This window comes from Uniformispora flossi, from assembly GCF_049534875.1.
GTDB lineage: Bacteria > Actinomycetota > Actinomycetes > Streptomycetales > Streptomycetaceae > Yinghuangia > Yinghuangia aomiensis.
Map to the genome: position 1 here is coordinate 922,345 of NZ_JBMULZ010000001.1, position 21,651 is coordinate 943,995.

A 21,651-nucleotide genomic window follows, 5' to 3' on the forward strand; every position below is an offset into this window, starting at 1 on the left:
GCGGATGCCGGAGACGATCAACCCGTTCGGTGCCCCGGGGGACCCGATGACGAGGCAGCGGCCGTACCGGTGCCCGTACTGCTTCGCCACGTTCGCGATGGCGGGACTCCGTTTCTCCTGCGACGGCGGGCGGCACCAGGACGCCGGACTCTTCTCGTCGCCGCTCGGCCGCGCCCATGCCCCCTGTCCGACGTGCGGGGTGGAGGCGGCCCGGCCGCGGTGCGGGCGGTGCCACCGCTACCTCCCGGACCGGCACCTGGAGACGCCGATGCTGCTCATCGCGCTCGCCGGGCCGCGGAACTCGGGGAAGACCACCTACCTGGCCGCGCTGTTCCGCCGCTTGGACGGGGTGCTCGCCGACGAATGCGGCTATGCGATGACCGCCGCCGACGACTACACCCGCGCCGCGCTCAAGGAGACCTTCCACATCGGCGACGGCGAACCGCTCGCCGCCACTCGGCGCGGCGGCGGCACCCACATGCAGATCGTGATCCGGCTGGAACGCACCCCGCAGCCGGGCAGGCGGTTCTACGCCAGGGGACGCGCGAAGGCGCTCACCGTGGTGCTGTTCGACGCCGAAGGCGAGGACTTCGACGCGACCCGGCACCACCTGGACTACTTCAGCCAGAACGAGCTGGGGCACCTGGCCGCGGCGGACGCCGTGCTGTTCATGGTCGACACCGCGGCGATCCCGGGCGCGCGGTCCGCCGCGGACGGGTCCCTGGACTCGGCGGCCACGACCTCCGCCGAAGTCGTCGAGCAGGTCACCCGGTTCCTGCGCGGGCCGCGCCGTCGCCGGGACGACAAGATCGACGTCGACGCCGGACTCGTCCTCACCAAGATCGACCTCGCCCGCGTCGACCGCGGCTCGATGCTGCGCCGCCCGCGGCCGCCGGTGGGCTACCAGGCGAACGACCGGGCCGCCGTGCACCAGGAACTCCGTGCCCGGCTGCGCGAATGGGAAGCGCGGCAGACCGAGCGGATCATCGAACACGCCTACCGCGACTACCAGCTGTTCGGCGTCTCGGCGCTCGGGAACGACCTCAAGCGGGGCGAGTGGCATCCGGAGCGGATCCATCCGTACCGCGTCGAGGATCCGCTGTTGTGGCTGCTGGCGAAGGCCGGGTTCTTGGAGGGCTGAACGATGGCCGGGCAACTGCACTTCACCAACGCGGCGCCCCGTCCGGGGCGGCCGGGCGGCTTCCGCACCGTGGCCGCGTCGCCTTCGCTCGATGCGGAGACGCTCCGGCGCATGGAGCGCCTGTGCGCGTACGAGACCCCGACCCGCTCGGCGGCCGCCGAGCCCGGCGGCCCGGTGGCGTTCGGGTACCGGGACGGCTGCCTCGTCCGGTGCGTCAACCTCGGACTCGACCACACCGGCCGGCCGGGCAACCTGTTCGGCCACGTCGTGCAGGCGGGTGAGGCCGAACTCGGCGGGCTGCGGCCGATCGAGCTGTGGGCGTCCGCGCTGTGGCGGGACCGGCCCGGCGACGGTGCGCTGGCCGAAGTCGGCCGCTTGGAGCCGGGGTCCGGGCCGCGGACCGAGGACGTCGCGCGACTGGTGGCCGACGGGGGGACGGCGGCGCGGGACACGTTGGCGGCCTGTGTCGAGTACGCGGTCGCGGTGCTCCGGCAGCCGGACGCGCTCGTCCGGCCGCTTGTGCTGGTGTCGCGGTCGACGGAACTGGCCGTGGTCTGGCTGGCCGCGCTGTCGTTCTCGCTGCCCGAGTCGCTGGCCGGGGCGTTGACGTTCACCACGTACGCGGCACGGCCGGCATCGGCCGGGGTCCATGTCGCGGCGACGGTGCCGGAGGTGCGGGATCTCGGCGGACCGGACATTCCGGTGCTGGACTTGGACGCGTTGGGCAGGTCGGCGGGCGGCCGGGAACGATCCGGAGCCGCGGAGTGGGGCGAGTCGGCAGGGCTCTCGGGGTCCGGGGGATGGCCGGGTTCCGACCGGTGGTCGGGGCACGACGGGATGTCCGGACAGGACGGGTGGTCCGGGCGCGACGCGTGGGCGAGTCCCGATGAGCGCACGCGGCGCGCGGAGTTGGCGGAGGCGGCGGCGGGGAGGACGGGGGACGCGGGGCTCCGGGCGGCGTCGGCGATCCTGGCGCCGCACGGGATCGGCCGGTACGCCGCCGCCGTCGCGGACGCGTGGGCGCGGCGCGACTTCGCCGTGGTCGACCTGCTGACGACCTGGCACGTCCCGTCCGGCGCCCACGACCCGGAGTGGTCGCCGCCGCTCGCCGTCGCCACAGTGCTCGCCGGGCACCCGCTCCCTGCCGCGACAGCCGGTGCCGCGGCCCGGTGGCTCGGCCAAGCGGGCCCGTCACTCGACCCGGAGATCCTCGGGCGACTCGTCGAACTCGACCCGCTGCCTGCGTCGTTGGCCCGTGCGATCGTCGAACTGGCGGGTGTGGGCGCGTACGCCGCGGACGCCCGCGCCGCGCTCGCGGTGGCCCGGCAGCTGAAGCGGCTGCTGCACGACGGGGCGACGACGCCGGAAGACTTGGTGGGGCTGGTCCGGCAGGTGTCGGGGGGCAACGACGGGGGCGGCACCACGCGGACATCCGGCGGTTCCCGGCCGGCCGGAGGCGCACGGGCGGCCGGTGCCGGCGGGGGCTCGGTCGGGGTCGGCGGCGGGGCTCACGGGCCGGCAGGCGGTGCGCATGACCGGCACGGCTCCGGTGCGGCGGCTGCCGCCGGCGGGCTGCCGGGGCTGGGGGACGGAAGTGGTCTCCGGGGAACGGGCGGTGCGCACGGCCGACATGGCGGTGGCGGCACCGGAAGCGCCTACGGCCGTCACGCGTCGGGTGGCACGGGCGACGCCGACGGCGCGCGCGGAGGGGCCGGTGCAAGCGGCAACCGGGGAACCCCCGGGTCGGGTGACTCGTATGGGTCGGGCGCTACCCGCGGGTCCGACGGCGGCGTGGACACCGGACCGACGGGCGCTTCCGACCACTTCGGTGACTCGGGCGGGGCCGGTAATCCCGCTGATGACGCGGTCGGCAGCGCGCGGGGTGGTTCGGTCGGTGGGGCGGGCGGTGGTGCTGCCGATAGCGCGGGACGTCGTTCGGCCGGTCGCGCAGGTGGTGGTACGGGGGGTCGTGCGGGGGGTGGAGCGTCCGACGGACTGAGCGGTGGTGTTCGCGGTGGTGTGCGGGCTGGCTCGGGCGGTGGCGCAAGCGCGGACTCCACCAGTGACGCCGGAGCTCGCCCGCTCTGGCTCGACCCCGTCGCCCTGCGCGAAGCCGCCGACCGCTGCGGCCGCGCGTACCCGGAACGCGTCGGCGGCGCGCTGCGCACCCTGCTCCCCCGGGACGGTCGTGCGCACACGGACGCCGAAGAGGCCCTGCTGCGCGGCTTCGTCGACGTGCTCGGTGACGAGGCGCGCACGGCGCACGGTGAACGCCGCGGCCTGCACGGCGTCGACACCCCGACCGCACGCCTGCTGGCCCGCTTCCTCACCAGCGAGAAGCTTCAGCTCTGGCGCGACGTCCCGGACCTCACCTGCGAGATCTTCTCCCGCCCGCACCGCGACACCGACATGCGGCGCCTCGCCACCATCTGGCTGGTCTGGCTCGGCGACCACGGCGTGGCGCGCCGCCGCGTGGCGGACGGCCTTGAAACGGTCTGGCGCGGCGGCAGCCCGGCGGGCGAGGTCTTCGCCGCGGTCGATGCCACGGCCGCCGACGCCGCAGCGGTCCCCGTCCTCCTCGACCTCGTCTACCGCGCCCTGCGCCTGGAACATCCCGGCGATCAGGACCAAGTGGCCCTGGCGCACTGGGTGTTGACCCGAAGCGAGACCGACCCCGCACCGCCCGGCGGCCGCCGGGTGGCCGAGGTCTGCGCCGAACTCACCCTCGCCGTCAACGACGTGGCCCAGTGCATCGCCAAGTTCGGCCGCTCGGCCCGCCAGACCCGGGAGGCCACCGCCGCCGCCCGCCACTGGCTGACCCACGCCCCCTACCCGCACGCCCAAGCCGCCGACGAGATCCTCACCCACCTCTACGAACCCCGAAAGCGCCAGACATCTCCTCCCCCCGCGCCCCCGCCGGACACTCCCGGCACCCCCGCATCGGCCGCCCCCGCCGCCGACAAGTCCGCCAAGCCCAAACTCTGGCCGAAACGCAAGGGCAAGCAGGACCCGTCGGCCTGAGCAGTCGGCCAACCGGCCGGGCTACAGTGCACGCTTCTGCACGAACGGGGGCGTGATGGCAGGCGATTTCAGCACGACCTTCTATGCGATGCCGAGTCCGTCGTGAACCACCCCGATCCTCAGGAGTCCGGAGCACCCTCGGGTGCGAAAACGGCAGGAGACCTCGCCGAGGCGACGGGCGTACGCCGGTTCCTTTTTCTGACCGGTGCGTTCCTGGCCGGCACCCTGGTTGTCGGGATGCTGGCGCTCGGGGCTCTGTACCTGTATTTCGAACACCCCTGGGACCGCCCGGACAAAGATCCCCGTGCCCTCCCCGGGAGCAGCAACATGCCTCTCGGGGACGCACTGAAGTACACCGGAACCACGCTGCCGAATGAAGCTGCCGACGTTCGTTTTTCCGCGCGCGGCAACATGATGGGAACCAGCCTCAGCCTCTTCTACAAAATGCCGTGCGGCGCCGTTCCGGCCATGACACAAGCAGCAGGGCTCACCGTTCCGGTCACCGTGAACGGCCTTGAGAACCGGGCCAGGGAATTCGCCAAGCGCATGGGCTGGCGCCCCGAGGACGGCCCCACCACAGCCCTCAACGACACGCGGTACTGGACCACCGCCGCGATGGTGCAGACCCTGCCGACCGGGACCTGCGCCGTGTGGCTCGATGCCTTCAACGACTAGGGCGAGTCCGGCCGCACGGATCACGGCCGCCGCGTGCCGCGTTACACCATGACGTCACTCGATCGGGCGTAAACCTCATATTCGTTCGCGCTCCCCGTGCGCCGGGGGTTCACTGGGGGACTCGTTTTCGCCTCGGCGTCGAGGAGTGCGGCATGAAGATCGGCGATGTGGTGATCGCCAGTACCGAAATCGAGAGTTGGAGCAAACCATACGTTCCGTTGAATGCGGAAGGCGTGGTGACGGATGTCGGGTTCCGCGGAGTGTCCGTGGCGTTCACCGTGCCGGGATTGATGGGCGGCACCCGGCAGGTGATGGTCACCGTGCGGCCGGATCAGTTGATTCCGCTGGTCTGACCCGGCGCGTGGCCGACGCCCGGCCGGGACACCGGGTCCCGACCGAGCGGCGGCGCGCAGCGAAGATCAGCCGAGCTTGCGCCAGTCCGCGGCGACGGTGCTCCAGCGGGCGACGGTTTCCGGGTCGGTCCAGGTGCTGACCGCGGAGTAGCAGATCAGGCGGTCGGCGCGGTCGCGGTAGCGGTCGGCCAGGGCCGCGGCGAGGGAGTCCCAGGGAGCGCTCACCGTGAGCGCGTCGAGGACGTCGTCGGTGATGGCGGCGGCCATGCCCGGGGTGTCCTTGGCGGCGAACAGGCGGTTCAGGCGGGGCTGGAGGTCGTCCCAGCCGTGGGTTTCGAAGACCTTGGCGTAGCCGGGGGTCGAGCCGTAGAAGGCGAGCCGCATGCGGAGTTTGTCGCGGGCGGCGGCGAGTTCGGCGTCCGTGTCGCCGGTGGCCGTCATGACGGGGACGACCAGGGCGATCGCGGAGGGGTCGCGGCCGGCGCGGGCCGCCCCGGCGGCGATCTCGGGGCGGACGACCTCGTCGAGGTAGCGCGGCGAGTGCAGCGGGTGGACGTGGAGGCCGTCGGCGACCTCGCCGATCATGCGGAGCATCCACGGGTTGACGCCGGCGAGGTAGATCGGCGGGTCCGGGAACTCCGAGGGGCCGGGCGACCATTCCGGGGTCATGAGCGTGAACTTGTAGAACTCGCCCTGGTGACGGAGTCGTTCCTCGCCGCGGAAGGAGCGCCAGATGGCGCGGACGGCGTCGACGTACTCGCGCAGCCGCGGTCCGGGGCGGTCGAAGTCGGCGGAGTAGCGGCGTTCGACGTGGGCGCGGACCTGGGTGCCGAGGCCGAGGACGAACCGGCCGCCGGTGGCGTCCTGGAGTTCGCGGGCGGCCGCGGCGGTGATCATCGGGCTGCGGGCGAACGCGACGGTGATGCCGGTGCCGACGGTCATGGTCGAGGTGGCGAGCGCGGCGGCGGTGGCGGCGCCGAACGATGTCCGGCCGCCCTCGGTCAGCCACAGGCCGTCGAACCCGGCGCCTTCCGCGGCGGCCGCGGTGTCCGACATCTCGCGCAGGCCGCGGCCCGCGGCCATGACGTCGAGGGGAGGGAGTGTCACGTGTCGAGTTCCTTCCGGAGGGTGCCGATGTACCAATGACCGAACACGTCTGGACCGCTAGACCCCGTACCGGTCTTCGATCTCGCCCACGCGCGGCCAGTCCGCCGCGACCCGCGACGACCATTCCGGGGTACGCCGCTCCATCCACGCGCGCGGCCCTTCCTTCGCGTCGGCGGTGCCCATCAGCAGCCGGTGGTACGCGGTCTCCATCCGCTCCACCCGCTCCGCGTCGGCCCGGTCGCGCCACAGCAGGCGCTTGCTCAGCGCCGCGGACAGCGGGTTGACGTTCGCCGCGATGTCGCGCGCGGTCTCCAGCGCGGCGGGCAGCACGTCGGCGGCGGGCAGCGCACGCGAGGCCAGGCCGAGGGCGAGCGCTTCGGTGCCGCGGAACGTGCGGCCGGTCAGCAGGATGTCCGCGGCGACGGCGTGCGACGCGGCGCGGGCGACCGTCCAATGCGAACGGGCGTCGGGCACCATGCCGCGGCGGACCTGCGGGATGGCGAGCTTGGCGTCCTCCGCGACGATGCGGATGTCGCATTCCATGGCGAGGGTGAATCCGATGCCGATGGCGTGGCCGTTCACCGCGGCGATCACGGGCTTGCGGACCTGCCAGGCCGGCGGGTCGACCGGCGCGGCGGTGAACTCGCGCGGTTCGCGCGGGGCATCGAAGCTGCCCGCGTCGGGTGTGAGGTCGGCCCCGGCGCAGAACGCGCGCCCGGCCCCGGTCAGGACGACCGCGCGGACGCTGTCGTCGGCGTCGCAGCGGGCATACGCTTCCCCGAGGAGCACCCCCATCCCGCCGGAGAACACGTTCAGCCGGTCGGGGCGGTCCAGGGTGATCACGGCGACCCCGCCGTCGACGTCGAGCCGCACCGCGGGCCCGGCCGGCGCGGTCTCGGCGGCGTCCGGACGGGGCGCAGACCGGGAAGAAGAACGGGTCGTATCCACCCGCCGACGCTAAACAGCACTCTTGACCGTGTCAAGCTAATCTCGATAGGTTGACCTGCCGCACCGCACCACGCCCCGAGGAGAAACCCTTCATGACCAGCCCCTTCAGCTACGAAGGCAAGCGCGTTGTCGTCACCGGTGGCTACTCGGGCGTGGGCGCCGCGCTCGTCGAGCTGCTCGCGGAACTCGGCGCCGCGCACATCACGGTCCTGGACATCAAGGAACCGACGGGCGCCGCGCAGAAGTTCGTGCAGACCGACCTCAACGACCCGGCGTCGGTGGACGCCGCGATCGCCGCCATCACCGCGGACGGCCCGGTCGACGTGCTGTTCAACAACGCGGGCGTCGCCGGCACGCTTCCCGCGCCGGTCGTCTTCGGCATCAACTACCTGGGCCTGCGCCGCCTCACCGAGGCGCTGGTGGACAACGGCACGCTTCGCGCGGGCGGCGCCATCGTCAACACCGCCTCGATCGCCGGGTTCGGCTGGGCGCCGCACCTGGAGGACATCAAGGCGCTCATCGCGATCGAGGGCTGGGACGAGGCGCAGGCCGAGCTGGCCGGCCGCGAGGTCGACGCGTACTCCTACTCCAAGGAGATCGTGCAGGTCTACACGATGCACTACGCGAAGACGGCTGCCGCGAAGGGCCTGCGCGTCAACAGCATCTGCCCGTCGCCGATCGACACGCCGCTGCTGCCGGACTTCCGCAAGACGATGAGCGACAAGGTCATCGACTGGAACGTCTCGCAGGGCAACGGCCGCCTGGCCACCGGCCGCGACGTCGCGCTCGGCCTGGCGTTCCTCGGTGCGGAGGCGTCCGGCTTCATCAACGGCGTCAACATCAACCTCGACGGGGGCTTCAACGCGAGCCTGACCGTCGGCAACGTGGACTTCTCCGGCCTGGCGTAACGACCGGAACGCGCACGACAAAGGCTCCGGCACTCAGGAGAGTGCCGGAGCCCGCATGTGCATCCGTGCCGCCCGAGCCTGCGCGACGAAGACCGTCAGGCCGTCTCGTCCTCGACCGTGCTGTGCAGCTCGGTGGCCGCCATGTCCTCGACGAAGCGGCCGAGCAGCGTCGCGAACGCGGCACGGTCCTCCTCGCTCCACTTCGACAGCATCTCGTTGAGGTGCTGGTCCATGACGTTGGTGAGCCGGCGCCGCACCGCGTCGCCTCGCGGGGTGAGCGAGACGAGGCTGACCCGGCCGTCGTCCGGGCTCGGCGAGCGCTTGACGTAGCCCTCCCGCTCCAGCTGGCCGACCTGGCGGGCGGTGGCGCCGGGGTCCATGTTGGTCAGCCGGGCCAGCTCGCCCATGGGCAGCGGACCGGCCTTCTTGACCCGGCGGAGCAGCACGTAGGCGGGTTGCGAAATGGTCGCACCGGCTACGGCCGCCTGGCGCGCGTACACCCGGCGGCTGGCGTTCCGGCGGAAGAGGGCTTCGAGGGCCCTCTGGATGGCGTCGACGTTGTCGGTGGAGTTCACCGACCCATCGTATCAGTACTTGACTTCGTCAACTTAATAAACCGATAGTTCGACTCGTCCGACCATCCGGAGAGATCACGGGGATCACGGGGATCACCGAGCTCACGGGGGACTACGAGGATCACGGAGATCACGGGGATCGCTCCGGGCGACCGCCTCGGTCCCGACGGAGGAAACGGGACCGAGGCGGCCGGTCAGCGGCGGAACATCCCCGGGGGCATTCCCGCCGGGCGTCCCGATTTCGTTCTCCGACCGCGCGAAGAGGCGGCCGCCGTACCGGAATTGCCGCGGACGCGCACGGTGTCCGCGGCCGACTCCGAACTATGGCACCGCCCGACCCTCCGGGCAATGCCCCGCAGCGCGCGATTCCGCACGGGTCGAACGGCGGGCCGGAGAACGGATCAGAGAATCGCGACCGGGTTGATCGGGCTTCCCGTGGCCCCCGTCACCGGCAGCGGCGAGACGCTGAGCAGGCACGACCACGCCCCGGCCGCCGCCATGCCCTCCGCCAGCTCGGTGAGCCACAGGTGCTCCAGCAGCGGCACGCCGAGTTCCACGAGCAGCGCGATGTGCACGGAAAGGAACTGCTCATTGTCGAACGGGATCACTTCGATCGCGCTGTTGTCCGCGCCGACCGCCGCGATGTCGTGCTCGCGTACGAACGACACCGCGTCCACGCCGAGACCGGCCTGCGCGAACGGAATCTCCCGGCCCGCCGAGGTCTCGTTCTTGAAATTGTCGAGATGCCCCGTGCGCACCAGAAGCGCGTCACCGGAGCGGATCTCCACGCCTTGTGCGGCGACGCACTCGTCGAGATCCGCGCGCGTGATCACGTAACCCGGTTCCAGGAATTCCACGCCGCGCAGCCGCGGCAGATCGAGAAGGACCGCGCGCAGGGCGAACGCGCCGAGCTTCTCGATTCCGCAGCGTTCCGCCCCGGTGTGCGACCGGAAGGTGTTCGCGTCGAATCCGTTGTAGAACTTCCCGCGGTGCTGGACGTGGCACAGCGCGTCCATGTGCGTGATGCTGTGCGACGCGATCACCAGGACGTCCTCGTTCGCCCCGACCTCGGAGCCGCCCGGAAAGTCCTGGAACGCGTTGTCCGTCTGGCTGGTCAGGGTGAGCCGCTGCGGCGCGCCGCGGTATTCGAAGATCGGCGCGCCCTCCCGCTGGATCGGCAGGCCCAGCCCGTACGCCTTGCCGGTCCGCACCTCGTGCGCGGCCGCCGCGACACCCTTCGGGTCGACGAGGTTGAGTGTGCCCCGCTCGTCCTCGGCGCCCCAGCGGCCCCAGTTGCCGACCTGCGTCTGCTGTTCCATGCGGCTCTCCCCTGACCGGATCGGATGAACGTCGCGCAGCCCGGCCCGGGTCCGGGATCCCCCGGACCCGGTTCGGCACAGGCTCAGAACTTGAGGACGCCGCGCGCGATGCGCCCGTTGTGCATGTCGTCGAGGACGTCGTGGAAGCCGTCCGACGGGTAGACCTTCGACACCAGCGCGTCCAGGTCGAACTTGCCCTGGCGGTACAGCTCGACGATCGCCCGGATGTCCTCGTGCGGGCGGACGCCGCCGGCCCGGGTGCCGAGGATGCCGCGGTCGCACTGCAGCAGGTTCGCGATGCGGATGTTCGCGGTGGCGGTCTGCGACGGCTGGCCGACGGCGATGAGCGTGCCGCCCCAGTCCAGCGCCTCCAGCGCGTTCTCCAGCACGGCCGGGACGCCGGTGCACTCGAAGATCCAGTCCACGCCGCCCGCGCCGAACGTGCCGACCTTCTGGTCCGCGCTGTACGGGAACAGCGTGCGGATCTCGTCCGCGACGTCGATGCCCTTGCCGGCCTGCACGAAGTCGGTGGCGCCGAACTTGCGGGCCAGGTCGAACTTGCCGGGCACGGTGTCCACGCCGACCACGCGGCCCGCGCCCTTGAGGCGCAGCGCCTGCACGGCGGCCAGGCCGACGCCGCCGAGGCCGATGACCGCGGCCGTCTGGCCCGGCAGGATGTTGGCGCGGTTGAGCACGGCGCCCGCGCCGGTCACGACGCCGCACGGCACCAGGCACGCGGAGGTGAGCGGCACATCCTCGGGGATCGTGACGCACTGGATTTCCTTGACCAGGGTCAGCTCGGCGTAGGTCGACGCGCCCGCGAAGTTCCACACCGGCTGCCCGTCGACGGAGAACGGGGTGCTGCGGTTGCCGAGCGTCTGGCGGCAGCGGTTCGGGTGCCCGGTCTGGCAGTACCGGCACATGCCGCACGCGGCGATCGTGGTGATGACGACGTGGTCGCCCGGCTTGACCGCGGTGACGCCCGCGCCGACCCGCTCGACGATGCCCGCGCCCTCGTGGCCGAGAACAGCGGGGGCCGGCCACTCGATGACGCCTTCGAGCACGCTCACGTCGCTGTGGCACACGCCGGTCGCGGCGATCCGTACCAGGACCTCGCCGGCCTCGGGCTCGCGGATCTCCACGTCGTCCCGTATCTCGACACCCTTGTCCGTGTGCAGGATCGCGCGCATGTGCTTTTCTCCTCCAGGCCGCTCGGTACGGGGGGTGATCCCCACGCAACCGGCTCCGATTTAGCCACCGGCTCCCGCAAGGGTCAAGGGACGTTGACAATCCGGTCGCGGTGCCCGGGTGGGACTCTTCTCACCTTGTCCGGAACGCCGCCGTCGCCGTTCGCCGCTGCCCGCGCGGGAGCCCGCCGGGGTGTGCGCCCGCACGACCGCATATCGAGGGGGGATTAACCCCGCGCTCAGCCGATTCTCAGAATGCGGGCGGACGCTGAGGACATGGACACGACACCCCAGTACCCCGAGCACCCCGAATACCCCGCGCCCGATCCGCAGGCCGGCCCCGCACCGTACCCCGGACCGGACCCCTTCGCCGCGCCCGCCGGCGGCGCCACCGGCACGCCGCCTCCCACCGGATCGCCCTTCGGCCCCTACACCGGGCCGCCCGCGCCCCCGCCGGTGCTCGCCGCCGCGGGCGCTCCCGGCGACCCGTCCGGGCCGCCGCACGACTCGGTCACCGTGCTGACGCCGGGCGACCCGGCGCCCCGGCCGCGCGGCAAGCGCCGCGCGGTGGCCGTGGTCGCCGCCGTCGCGCTCGCCGCCGGACTGGCCGGCGGGGTCGCGGGCGGCGTGATCGGCGACCGGGTCGGCGACCACGGCAGCCCGTCCGCGGCCTACTCGGCCGGCGCGGCACCCGTCCAGTCGGTGGCCGACAAGAGCCAGACCGGCGTGGCCGCGGTCGCGAGCGCCGTGACGCCGAGTGTCGTCGAGGTCACCGTGCAGACCCGGCAGGGCACCGGCACCGGATCCGGTGTCATCCTCACCGCCGACGGCAAGATCCTCACCAACGCGCACGTCGTCGACGGGGCCGGCAGCGGCGCTGCCCTCACCGTCACCTTCTCGGACGGCAAGACCGCCGACGCCACCGTGGTCGGCAAGGACACGTCGAGCGACCTCGCGGTGATCCAGGCGAAGGGCGTGAGCAACCTCAAGGCCGCCACGCTCGGCAACTCCTCGCAGGTCGCGGTCGGCGACCAGGTCGTCGCGATCGGCTCGCCGGAAGGCCTGACCGGCACCGTCACGTCCGGCATCGTCAGCGCGCTCGACCGCGAGGTCACGGTGTCCGGCTCCGACGGCTCCAACGGGTCCGGAGGCTCCGGAGGCCTCAACGGCTTCCCGTTCGGCACCCGCGGCACCGGCTCGTCGTCGTCGAACCAGACGACTTACCACGCCATCCAGACCGACGCCGCGATCAACCCGGGCAACTCCGGCGGCCCGCTGCTCGACATGAACGGCCGCGTCATCGGCATCAACTCGGCGATCTACTCCCCGACCTCGGCCGGCGGCTCGGACGCCGGGAACGTCGGCCTCGGCTTCGCCATCCCGATCGACCAGGTCAAGACCCTCCTGCCGGGCCTGGAGTCCGGACAGTCGGCCTGACCCCCGGACCGCGCGGCCGCCGTGCCCGGAGCGCCGTGTCCTCCCACCACGGGGGCGCTCCGGACACGACACACGGCCCGCGGAAGGCCGCGGCGCGGGAAACCGGACCCGCGGCCGTGGCACCGTGAAGGCGTCGCCGCGCAGGCGGCGCCTTCACCGACATTCGATCCACCGTTTTTCGAGCCGCCCGCCACACCGCAGTCGTCGACGCACCGACCACCGCAGGGAGACCACGCCCGCCATGACCAGTCCCTCGTCCGCGGCACCGGCCGCGCGGATCCTTGTCGTCGACGACGAGCCCGCGGTGCGGGAGGCGTTGGAAAGCAGCCTGCGCTACGAGGGCTACCACGTACGCCTCGCCGGGGACGGGCTCGCCGCCCTCGACGAGGTCGCCCGCGAGGAACCCGACCTGGTGATCCTCGACGTCCTCATGCCGCGCATGGACGGCCTGACCGCGGCCCGCCGACTGCGCGGCCGCGGCGAGACCGTGCCGATCCTCATGCTTACCGCGCGCGACGCGGTCGGCGACCGGGTCACCGGGCTGGACGCCGGCGCCGACGACTACCTGGTCAAACCGTTCGAACTCGACGAACTGTTCGCCCGCGTCCGGGCCCTGCTGCGGCGCAGCGCGATGGCCGCCCCCGGGGACGCGTCCGGCCCCGGCGAAGGCGTCCTGGAGTTCGCCGACCTGACGATGGACACCCGGTCGCGCGAGGTGACCCGCGGCGGGCACCCGGTGGAACTCACCCGCACCGAGTACACGCTCCTCGAACTCCTGCTCTCCCACCCGCGGCAGGTGCTCACCCGCGAGCAGATCCTGCACAACGTGTGGGGCTTCGACTTCGAACCGACGTCGAATTCGCTCGACGTGTACGTGATGTACCTGCGGCGCAAGACCGAGGCCGGGGGCCTGCCGCGGCTCGTGCACACCGTGCGCGGCGTCGGCTACGTCCTCAAGGCCCCGGAGGGAGCCTTGTGATGCGCCGTCTCCCGCTGCGTGCCCGGCTCGCGCTCCTCACCGCGGTGGCGGTGGCCATCGCGGTGGCCGCGGCGTCCACGGCGTGCTGGTTCCTGACGAAGGACCAGCTGATGGCGCAGCTCGACCGCAGTCTCGCCTCGCAACCCCCGACGATCCGGGTGGAACGCGGCCAGACCATTTGCGATGCCCTCGACAACTTCACTCCCTTCGGCGACAAGGGGCACAACCCGCAGACCTTGCAGGTGGTGTTCGCCGACGGCACCTCCTGCACCGCGGCGACGTCCTACCCGATCCCGGTCACCTCGGCCGACATCGCCGTCGCGCAGGGGCTGGACCGCCAGACGATCCACAGCGCGACCGACAAGAACGGCACCCACATGCGGGTGATCACGCGCGAGGCTCCGGGACCGCCCGGGCAGGGGCTCGCCATTTCGATCGCCCGCCCGCTCACGGACATCGACAACTCGCTCGACAACCTCGCCCTGCTGCTCGTCCTGGTGTCCGGCATCGGCGTGCTCGCCGCGGCGAGCCTCGGCCTGGTGGTGGCGCGTGCCGCGCTCAAGCCGGTCGACCGGTTCGCGGACGCCGTCGAGCACATCGCCCGCACCGAGGACCTCGACACCACGATCCCGGTCGAGGGCAAGGACGAGATCGCCCGGCTGGGCACGTCGTTCAACACCATGACGCGGGCGCTCAAGGGGTCCCGGGAGCGGCAGCAGCAGCTCATCGCCGACGCGGGGCACGAACTCCGCACCCCGCTGACGAGCCTGCGCACCAACACCGACCTGCTGCTGCGCAGCGAGGAGCAGGGACGGCCGCTGCCCTCGGACGACAAGAAGCGCCTGCTGCGCAATGTGCGCAGCCAACTGCGGGAGCTGTCCGGCCTGGTCGGCGACCTGCTGGAACTCGCGCGCCCGGAACGCAGCCGGTCCACGCCGGTCACCGGCGTCGCCGCACTGCACACCGCGGTCGAGCAGGCCGTCGAACGTGCCAAGCTGCGCGGCCAGGACGTGACGTTCGCGGTCGAAGTCGAGCCCTGGTACGTGCGCGGCGACGAGCCCTCGATGGAACGCGCGGTACTCAACCTGCTCGACAACGCGGTCAAGTTCGGCCCGCCCGACGGCACCATCGAGGTTCGCCTGCACGACGGCGAACTCACCGTGCGCGACCACGGCCCGGGCATCGACCCGGGCGACGCCCCGCGCGTCTTCGAACGGTTCTGGCGCTCGGACACCGCCCGCGCCCTGCCCGGCTCCGGGCTCGGCCTGGCCATCGTCGCCCGCACGGTGCAGGAGAGCGGCGGCACGGTCGCGCTCGAACCGGCACCCGACGGCGGGACGGTGGCGCGCATGCGGCTGCCGGGGACGGCGGGCGCGCCGCCCGGCGGCTGAGCAGCTCACGCGGCTGTGCAGCCTCAGGCGGTCGAGCAGCGTCGGACGGCCGACGGCCCGGCCGGGGCCGGGCTCACGGGTAGGCCGCGAGCCGGGCCTGGTCCAAGTCGGCGAGGATGCCCTGGAGCTGTCCCGGGTCGGCCACGTACGCCAGCACCGCGCGGTAGAACGCGCCGCGCATCGCCCCCGGCATCAGGTCGGACGCGTCGAACCGGATCGTGTCGGCGTCCCGCAAGGCCTGGCCGATGCCCTGCGCCACCGGGTTCACCGGGTAAGCGTCCGCCGGTACGCCGCGGTTCGGGCTGAGCGAGCCTTCCCTGGCCCACCTGGTCTGCGCCTCGGTCCCGGCGAGGTAGGTGAGCAGCTGCCGGGCCGCGGGCGTGTCCCGGAACATCGCCATCACGTCGCCGGCGACCTCGCGCGCGGGTGCCGCTGCGGCGGTACCGGGGCTCGCCGCCGGGGCCGGGAACGGGGTGAACGCGAAGTCGACGCCGGGCTGCGGGCTGCCGGGCGCGGCGCCGTACCAGCCGGAGGCGAACGACGCCTGCTGCTCCATGCCGCAGCGCGGCGGGGACGCGACCAGGCCCGTGCCGGCCTGGTCGTAGGAGGTCAGCAACGACGCCATGGGGCCGCCCGAACCGGCCGTGAGCAAGTCGCCCCAGGCCTGCCACGCGGAGGAGATCTCCGGCGACGTCCAGGCGAGTTCGCCGGTCACCCAGCGGTCGTAGACCTGCGGTCCCGACCGGGTGAGCACGAGGTTCTCGATCCAGTCGGTGCCCGGCCAGCCGGACGCCGAACTGGACGCCAGCCCGAAGCACCACGGCTGGATGCCGGCCGCGGACAGCGCCCGCGCGGCGGAGGCGACTTCGGAGGCCGTGGCGGGCGGCTTCAGGTTGTGCGCCGCGAACGTCTTCGGGTCGTACCAGAGCAGTCCCTTCAGCGCGGCCTTGACCACGACGGCCACGCGGCGGCCGTCGACCCGGCCGAGAGTGCGCCAGTCGGCGGCGTAGGAGCCGTCGGTGGCGGCGAGTTCGGGGATGGTGTCGAGCGGCACGATGCGGCCGGTGCGGGCGTAGTCGATGAGGTCGCCGGGTGTGGAGAGCGCGGCCAGGTCGGGCGGCGTCCCTTGGTCGACGCGGGCGGCGAGGACGGCGTCGACGTCGCGGGTGCCTTCGTAGCGCACGACGATGCCGGTGTCGCGTTCGAACGGCGCCACGACGTGCTCGAAAGCTTCGGCCTCCGCACCGGTCCAGGTGCCCAGCACCGTCACCGTCGTGCTGCCGCCGGAACCGCCGCAGCCGTCGGTCAGCAGCGCCGCGCACAGCACGGCCGCCACGGCGGCGGCGATCCGCCGCAGGCCGCGGGCCGGGCGCCGGGTGTGCGCGCCGGCGGCCGTTGCGGTGTTGGTACGGCTGTTCGTGCCGGGCCGCATGGCCGTCACCTCCCCGTCCGGTACTCGTCGTAGCGGCGCCACAGCCCCCACAGGCCGGCCGCCAGCGCGGCGGCGCACAGCAGCGGGCCGCCGATGCCGAGGCCTTGCGCGTCTCCGGCGTCGGCGAGGCGTCGTTCGGTGTCCTTCCGGGTGGCCGCGAGCGTGGAGGCCAGGGCCGCGTCGGCGTCGGTGGCGAGGCCGGTGAGGGTCGTGGGGCCGCCGCCGAGCAGCAGGCGTACCGTTTCCCCGTCCCGCGGCGCCAGGTCGGCGGAGCCGGCCGGGGGTGGCGGGCCGAAGCCGCGGCCGCGGATCTGCGCCACGATGTCCCGGATCGACGCCGCGTCCTGCCGGGCCCGGGCATCGGGCAGCGCCGGGTCGGCGAGCGCGCGGAGCGCGGCGTCCGAGGCCGCGCGGTGGTCGTCGCCGACGCCGCGCGACACCAACGCCAACGACTCGGCGCCGACGACGCGTTGCACGTTCGTCCGGGCTTCCCAGAGTGCGGCCATGCGGGTGGTGCCGCTTCCGGCCGCGGTGTCGATCCGGTCCCGGGTGCGCAGCGCGTTGGTGGACTGCCAGACCGCCAGGACCAGCAACAGCACTGTGGCGAAGGCAAGTTGCGGATTGATGCGGCGCCGGAAACGCCCGGCCAGATAGATCTGGATGCCGACGAGGACGACGATCGCCAAGCTCACGGAGATGACGAACGGGAGGACGGCGCCGCTCGACGTCCAGTAGTCGTCGCGGGTCTTCCGCACGGACGCCAGTTCCGCGTCCCGGAGTTGGCCGACTCGGGCGAGGATGCCGGTGTCGGGGGCGTGCAGCAGGTCGGACGCGTAGGCGACCCCGGCGACCGCCAGCGGGCCTTCGCGGCCGGACTGCGCCATGCCGACGAGCCCGGTGTACTCGATGATCAGGCCGTCCACGGCGCGCAGTTGCGCGGCCTCCGTACCGGACGAGCCGATCCGTTCGCGGGCGTCGGCGAGAGCCTGCCCGGCGGTCTTCACGGCGTCCTGGTAGTCCGTTCCGGGCCCCGTCAACGGGAAGGCCCCGGATGCGAGTTCGCGGGACGCTGCCCGGTCGGCCTCGGTCAGCGCCGCGGCGACCTGGTCGAGCGCGAGCACCGCCGGGACCGTGCGGGTCCGCAAGGCGTCCGCGTCGTCCCCGGCCCGCGCGACCCGCAGCCCCGACGACGCCGCCACCAAGGCGATCCCGGCCACCAACAATGCGGCGAGCCACCGCAGTCGGCCGGGGGTGGTACGAGGTTTCATGGAGCGTGCCCCCCTCGTCGATCCGGCAACCGTACGGAAGCCCAGGCCGGGAAGCCACACGCAACTCCCTGTTGACTTGACTTGACCGGCAGTGCTAGTCAGCGCCCGCCGACTTTCTCCGCCGCGTTTCTCATCCGACCTTCATGTGCGGCTCAGAACCTTCCCAGCACACGCCTCCAGCGTGGGCCCATGACCACATCGCCAGCACTCGCCAAGAGTGCCGACACGCCCGAGCCGCCCGGCGCCCCACCCCAGCACCGCCGCCAGCGGCTGGTCGACGTGGTGGTCCCGGTCTACAACGAACAGCACGTACTGGAACGCAGCATCCGGCGCCTGCACACCTACCTGCTGCACGAGTTCCCGTTCGCCTTCCGCATCACCATCGCGGACAACGCCAGCACCGACCGCACGTGGCACGTCGCCGAGTTCCTCGCCGCCGAACTGCCGCACGTGCGCGCCGTCCACCTCGACCTCAAGGGCCGCGGCCGCGCGCTGCGCCGGGTCTGGGCGGCCAGCGACGCCGACGTGGTCGCCTACATGGACGTCGACCTGTCCACCGACCTCGACGCCTTCCTCCCCCTGGTCGCCCCGCTGCTGACCGGGCACAGCGACCTCGCGATCGGCACCCGGCTGTCCCGCGCCTCGGACGTCGTGCGCGGCCCCAAGCGGGAGTTCGTGTCCCGCACGTACAACCTGCTGCTGCGCGCCACGCTCCGCGCCCGCTTCTCCGACGCCCAATGCGGCTTCAAAGCGGCCCGCACCGAAGTCGTGCAGCGGCTGCTCCCGCTCGTCGAGGACGAGGCGTGGTTCTTCGACACCGAACTCCTGCTGCTCGCCCAGCGCTCCGGACTCCGGATCCACGAAGTCCCGGTCGACTGGGTGGACGACCCGGACAGCCGCGTCGACGTGGTGCGCACTGCTCTCGACGACTTGCGCGGCATGGCGCGCGTGGGGCGCCGCATCATCGGCGGCACGTTCCGCGTGCCGATGTCGCCGCGCACCCGCGACGCGCACCTGCCCACCGGCATGCGGCAGCAGCTCCCCCGCTTCGCCCTCGTAGGCGTGGTCAGCACGCTCGCCTACATCGTCCTGTACGCGCTGCTGCGCGGGGCCATGCCCGCGCTCGTCGCCAATGCCCTCGCGCTGCTGGTGACCGCAATCGGCAACACCGCGGCCAACCGCCGGTTCACTTTCGGCGTCCGCGGTCGCACCCACGCGATGCGGCACCAGGCGCAAGGCGCCATCGCGTTCGTCCTCGGCCTCGCGGTGACCAGCCTCGCGCTCGGTGCGCTGCACCTGTTCGCGCCGGGGGCCTCCCGCGGCGTCGAACTCACCGCGCTGATCGTCGCGAACGCACTCGCCACGCTCGTCCGGTTCCTGCTCCTCCGGGTGTGGGTCTTCCGGCACACCGCACCGCTCACCGCACCCTCGGCGGCCGAACCCGCCGCCGCATCCGACTCCGACACCCTCACCGAGGTCTCCTGATGACCGCGATCCATCCCGAATCCGCACTCGACCCGGCGTCGACCGCCCGTGACGAGGTCCGGAAAGTCCGCGGCTGGGCGGCCCGCTTCGTCCGCGGCCAGGACACCGACGCCGCCTGGGTGCGCCCGTCGCTGCTCGCGCTGCTCGCCGTCACCGGCTTCCTGTACATCTACAGCCTCGGCGAATCCGGCTGGGCGAACTCCTTCTACTCGGCGGCCGTGCAAGCCGGCAGCCAGAGCTGGAAGGCGATGTTCTTCGGCTCGTCCGACGCGGCCAACTTCATCACCGTCGACAAGCCGCCCGCGTCGCTGTGGGTCATGGACTTGTCCGCCCGGGTGTTCGGCGTCAACGCGTGGAGCATTCTGGTGCCGCAGGCACTGGAAGGCGTCGCCGCGGTCGGGCTGCTGTACCTGACCGTCCGGCGCCGGTTCAGCGCCGCGGCGGGGCTGGTCGCGGGCGCGGTCATGGCCCTGACGCCGGTCGCGGCGCTGATGTTCCGGTTCAACAACCCGGACGCGCTGCTGGTGCTGCTGCTCGTCGCCGCCGCGTACGCGGTGCTGCGGGCGCAGGAGACCGCGGCGACGAAGTGGCTGGTGTGGGCGGGAGTCTTCATCGGCTTCGCCTTCCTGACGAAGCTGCTGCAGGCCTTCGTGATCCTGCCCGCGTTCGCGATCACCTACCTGCTCTTCGCGCCGACCGGCTGGTGGCGGCGCATCCGGCAGCTCCTCTACGCCGGCGTCGCCCTCGTCGTCGCGGCCGGGTGGTGGATTCTCACCGTCGAACTGTGGCCCGCCTCGTCGCGGCCCTACATCGGCGGATCGCAGCACAACTCGATCCTCGAACTCACCCTGGGCTACAACGGCTTGGGCCGCCTGAACGGCGACGAGACGGGCAGTGTCGGGGGCGGCGGCCGCATTCAGGTCCTCCCCGGAACCTCCGAGGCGTTGGGCGGGCTGCCGGGCGGCGGGCCGAAGGGCGGCCCGGGCGGCGGCGGATGGGGCGAGACCGGCTGGAACCGGCTGTTCAACCCGGAGAACGGCGGGCAGGTCTCGTGGCTGCTCCCAGCCGCCGTGGCGCTGCTGCTGGCCGGCCTGTGGATCACCCGACGGCGTCGCCTCGTCGACGGACAGCGCGCGGCGTTCGTGCTGTGGGGCGGATGGCTGCTCACCACGGTCGTGGTGTTCAGCTACATGAAGGGCATCTTCCATCCGTACTACAACGTGGCACTGGCTCCGGCGATCGGTGCGCTGGTCGGCATGGGCGGCGTGCTGCTGTGGGAGAAGCGGCGGTCGTGGAAGGCGGCTGCCGCGCTGGCAGTGGTCGTTGCCGGGTCGGCCTACTGGGCCTACCGGCTGCTCGATCGGACGCCGGACTGGCATGGGTGGCTGCGGTACGCAGTCCTCGCCGGGGGTGTGGTCGCGGCGGCGCTGATCCTCGCGACGACGCGGTTCTCCGCGCGGATCGTGGCGGTGGGGGCGTCCGGGATCGCGCTGGCGACGGTGCTGGCGGGTCCTGCGGCGTACACGTGGGCGACGGTTGACACTCCGCACGAGGGCTCGATCCCGTCGGCGGGGCCGTCGGGCGGCGGCTTCGGCGGACCCGGCGGGCGCGGTGCACCCGGGGGGATGCGGATCTTCAACGGGCAACCGCCGCAGGGGGTCGGCGGGGCGGGCCAGGGCAACGCGGGCGGTCAGGGCTTCCCGGGTGGTCAAGGCGGTCAGGGCGGCCAAGGCGGCCCGGGTGGTCAGCAGCAGCCCGGACCGGGCGGGTTCCCCGGCGGCGGTCAGGGCGGCATGCCCGGCCAGGGCGGCCAGGGCAACCCGGGTGGCCAAGGCACGCAGGGCGGCATGCCCGGCGGCCGGAACGGTACCGCCAACCCGCGCGAGGGCTTTGTGATCGGTGGTGGCGGCGGCGCGGGCGGGCTCCTCAACGGCAGCAGCGCCGGCAAGGAGGTCACCGCGAAGCTCAAGCAGGACGCCGACAAGTACAGGTGGGTTGCCGCGGCGGTGGGCTCGAACAACGCGTCCGGCTACCAGCTGGCGACCGGAAAGCCGGTGATGGCGCTCGGCGGCTTCAACGGCAGCGACCCGTCGCTGACGCTGGACGAGTTCAAGAAGCTGGTCGCGGCCGGCAAGATCCACTACTTCATCGGCGGCGGCAACTTCGGCGGAAGCATGGGCGGCAGCTCGTACTCCTCGGAGATCGCATCGTGGGTGGCGGCCACCTACACGGCGCAGACCGTGGACGGCGCGACGCTGTACGACCTGACGCAGCCGAAGGGGTGAGTCGCTGACCCGGCGGCGGGCCTGACCCGGCTGCGGGCCTGGGCCCCGGTTCGGGTCTTGGCCCCGGTTCGGGTCTTGGCCCCGGTTCGCGCGGCCGACGCCGCGGACCGTCCGGCGCGCACCGGCGAGGCGTTCGCCGG

The 21,651-nt window shown here is 72.7% G+C and carries 17 protein-coding genes; 10 read left to right on the top strand and 7 right to left on the bottom strand.

Features of this window, described 5'->3' with window-relative positions; all coding sequences use genetic code 11:
• Positions 1-4 precede the first annotated feature (4 nt).
• From ACPA54_RS04115 to ACPA54_RS04130, 4 genes are all read left to right on the top strand, one after another.
• Positions 5-1,141 (top strand): hypothetical protein, encoded by a 1,137-nt coding sequence (locus ACPA54_RS04115; RefSeq protein ID WP_423526813.1) that lies wholly within the window; start codon positions 5-7, stop codon positions 1,139-1,141.
• Positions 1,142-1,144: 3 nt separating this feature from the next.
• Positions 1,145-4,162 (top strand): GAP1-N2 domain-containing protein, encoded by a 3,018-nt coding sequence (locus tag ACPA54_RS04120; protein WP_423526815.1) that lies wholly within the window; start codon positions 1,145-1,147, stop codon positions 4,160-4,162.
• A gap of 102 nt (positions 4,163-4,264) precedes the next feature.
• Positions 4,265-4,837 carry a hypothetical protein gene (locus tag ACPA54_RS04125; RefSeq protein ID WP_423526817.1) on the top strand — a complete coding sequence of 191 codons (573 nt, stop codon included), beginning with the start codon at positions 4,265-4,267 and terminating at the stop codon, positions 4,835-4,837.
• A 152-nt stretch (positions 4,838-4,989) separates the two neighbouring features.
• A complete protein-coding gene (locus ACPA54_RS04130) occupies positions 4,990-5,190 on the top strand; it encodes a hypothetical protein (protein ID WP_423526819.1) in 201 nt (66 codons plus the stop codon).
• A gap of 66 nt (positions 5,191-5,256) precedes the next feature.
• Here the strand turns inward: ACPA54_RS04130 and ACPA54_RS04135 are convergent, their stop codons facing one another.
• The gene (locus ACPA54_RS04135) at positions 5,257-6,297 is read right to left on the bottom strand and encodes a TIGR03617 family F420-dependent LLM class oxidoreductase (protein WP_423526821.1); all 1,041 of its coding nucleotides are present in this window, start codon (positions 6,295-6,297) and stop codon (positions 5,257-5,259) included.
• 57 nt (positions 6,298-6,354) lie between these two features.
• Complete coding sequence (locus ACPA54_RS04140; RefSeq protein WP_423526823.1) at positions 6,355-7,245, bottom strand: enoyl-CoA hydratase/isomerase family protein; 891 nt, start codon at positions 7,243-7,245, stop codon at positions 6,355-6,357.
• Positions 7,246-7,337: 92 nt separating this feature from the next.
• On the opposite strand from ACPA54_RS04140, the gene ACPA54_RS04145 reads away from it, so the two are divergent.
• Positions 7,338-8,153 carry an SDR family oxidoreductase gene (locus ACPA54_RS04145; protein WP_423526825.1) on the top strand — a complete coding sequence of 272 codons (816 nt, stop codon included), beginning with the start codon at positions 7,338-7,340 and terminating at the stop codon, positions 8,151-8,153.
• A 95-nt stretch (positions 8,154-8,248) separates the two neighbouring features.
• Here the strand turns inward: ACPA54_RS04145 and ACPA54_RS04150 are convergent, their stop codons facing one another.
• The 3 genes from ACPA54_RS04150 to ACPA54_RS04160 form a co-directional block, all read right to left on the bottom strand.
• Positions 8,249-8,728, bottom strand: a complete 480-nt coding sequence (locus ACPA54_RS04150; protein ID WP_423526827.1) for a MarR family winged helix-turn-helix transcriptional regulator — start codon at positions 8,726-8,728, stop codon at positions 8,249-8,251.
• A gap of 401 nt (positions 8,729-9,129) precedes the next feature.
• Positions 9,130-10,047, bottom strand: a complete 918-nt coding sequence (locus ACPA54_RS04155; RefSeq protein WP_423526829.1) for a cyclase family protein — start codon at positions 10,045-10,047, stop codon at positions 9,130-9,132.
• 83 nt (positions 10,048-10,130) lie between these two features.
• Positions 10,131-11,237: an alcohol dehydrogenase catalytic domain-containing protein gene (locus tag ACPA54_RS04160; protein WP_345677328.1), complete on the bottom strand. Its 1,107-nt coding sequence runs from the start codon at positions 11,235-11,237 to the stop codon at positions 10,131-10,133.
• Positions 11,238-11,510: 273 nt separating this feature from the next.
• On the opposite strand from ACPA54_RS04160, the gene ACPA54_RS04165 reads away from it, so the two are divergent.
• From ACPA54_RS04165 to ACPA54_RS04175, 3 genes are all read left to right on the top strand, one after another.
• A complete protein-coding gene (locus ACPA54_RS04165) occupies positions 11,511-12,671 on the top strand; it encodes a S1C family serine protease (RefSeq protein WP_423526831.1) in 1,161 nt (386 codons plus the stop codon).
• 241 nt (positions 12,672-12,912) lie between these two features.
• A complete protein-coding gene (locus tag ACPA54_RS04170; protein ID WP_423526833.1) occupies positions 12,913-13,650 on the top strand; it encodes a response regulator transcription factor in 738 nt (245 codons plus the stop codon).
• Positions 13,650-15,041, top strand: coding sequence for a HAMP domain-containing sensor histidine kinase (locus ACPA54_RS04175; protein WP_423526835.1), 1,392 nt, complete (start codon positions 13,650-13,652; stop codon positions 15,039-15,041). Before ACPA54_RS04170 ends, ACPA54_RS04175 begins: the two co-directional genes overlap by 1 nt.
• A 73-nt stretch (positions 15,042-15,114) precedes the next feature.
• Here the strand turns inward: ACPA54_RS04175 and ACPA54_RS04180 are convergent, their stop codons facing one another.
• Both ACPA54_RS04180 and ACPA54_RS04185 read right to left on the bottom strand, forming a co-directional pair.
• On the bottom strand, positions 15,115-16,473 hold the full coding sequence (locus tag ACPA54_RS04180) for an ABC transporter substrate-binding protein (protein ID WP_423526837.1): 1,359 nt from the start codon (positions 16,471-16,473) through the stop codon (positions 15,115-15,117).
• 5 nt (positions 16,474-16,478) lie between these two features.
• Positions 16,479-17,741, bottom strand: coding sequence for a hypothetical protein (locus tag ACPA54_RS04185; RefSeq protein ID WP_423526839.1), 1,263 nt, complete (start codon positions 17,739-17,741; stop codon positions 16,479-16,481).
• A 189-nt stretch (positions 17,742-17,930) separates the two neighbouring features.
• Between ACPA54_RS04185 and ACPA54_RS04190 the strand changes: the two genes are divergently transcribed.
• Both ACPA54_RS04190 and ACPA54_RS04195 read left to right on the top strand, forming a co-directional pair.
• Positions 17,931-19,226 carry a bifunctional glycosyltransferase family 2/GtrA family protein gene (locus ACPA54_RS04190; protein WP_423526841.1) on the top strand — a complete coding sequence of 432 codons (1,296 nt, stop codon included), beginning with the start codon at positions 17,931-17,933 and terminating at the stop codon, positions 19,224-19,226.
• Positions 19,226-21,511 (top strand): ArnT family glycosyltransferase, encoded by a 2,286-nt coding sequence (locus ACPA54_RS04195; protein WP_423526843.1) that lies wholly within the window; start codon positions 19,226-19,228, stop codon positions 21,509-21,511. Before ACPA54_RS04190 ends, ACPA54_RS04195 begins: the two co-directional genes overlap by 1 nt.
• The last annotated feature ends 140 nt before the right edge of the window (positions 21,512-21,651 follow it).

What these genes read in the sequence shown, in the direction of transcription:
- ACPA54_RS04180 (WP_423526837.1), bottom strand. Translation starts at nt 16,473, where the DNA reads ATGCGGCCCGGCACGAACAGCCGTACCAACACCGCAACGGCCGCCGGC.
- ACPA54_RS04155 (WP_423526829.1), bottom strand. Translation starts at nt 10,047, where the DNA reads ATGGAACAGCAGACGCAGGTCGGCAACTGGGGCCGCTGGGGCGCCGAG.
- ACPA54_RS04175 (WP_423526835.1), top strand. Translation starts at nt 13,650, where the DNA reads ATGCGCCGTCTCCCGCTGCGTGCCCGGCTCGCGCTCCTCACCGCGGTG.
- ACPA54_RS04170 (WP_423526833.1), top strand. Translation starts at nt 12,913, where the DNA reads ATGACCAGTCCCTCGTCCGCGGCACCGGCCGCGCGGATCCTTGTCGTC.
- ACPA54_RS04120 (WP_423526815.1), top strand. Translation starts at nt 1,145, where the DNA reads ATGGCCGGGCAACTGCACTTCACCAACGCGGCGCCCCGTCCGGGGCGG.
- ACPA54_RS04165 (WP_423526831.1), top strand. Translation starts at nt 11,511, where the DNA reads ATGGACACGACACCCCAGTACCCCGAGCACCCCGAATACCCCGCGCCC.
- ACPA54_RS04195 (WP_423526843.1), top strand. Translation starts at nt 19,226, where the DNA reads ATGACCGCGATCCATCCCGAATCCGCACTCGACCCGGCGTCGACCGCC.
- ACPA54_RS04145 (WP_423526825.1), top strand. Translation starts at nt 7,338, where the DNA reads ATGACCAGCCCCTTCAGCTACGAAGGCAAGCGCGTTGTCGTCACCGGT.
- ACPA54_RS04160 (WP_345677328.1), bottom strand. Translation starts at nt 11,237, where the DNA reads ATGCGCGCGATCCTGCACACGGACAAGGGTGTCGAGATACGGGACGAC.
- ACPA54_RS04190 (WP_423526841.1), top strand. Translation starts at nt 17,931, where the DNA reads ATGACCACATCGCCAGCACTCGCCAAGAGTGCCGACACGCCCGAGCCG.
- ACPA54_RS04115 (WP_423526813.1), top strand. Translation starts at nt 5, where the DNA reads ATGCCGGAGACGATCAACCCGTTCGGTGCCCCGGGGGACCCGATGACG.
- ACPA54_RS04130 (WP_423526819.1), top strand. Translation starts at nt 4,990, where the DNA reads ATGAAGATCGGCGATGTGGTGATCGCCAGTACCGAAATCGAGAGTTGG.
- ACPA54_RS04185 (WP_423526839.1), bottom strand. Translation starts at nt 17,741, where the DNA reads ATGAAACCTCGTACCACCCCCGGCCGACTGCGGTGGCTCGCCGCATTG.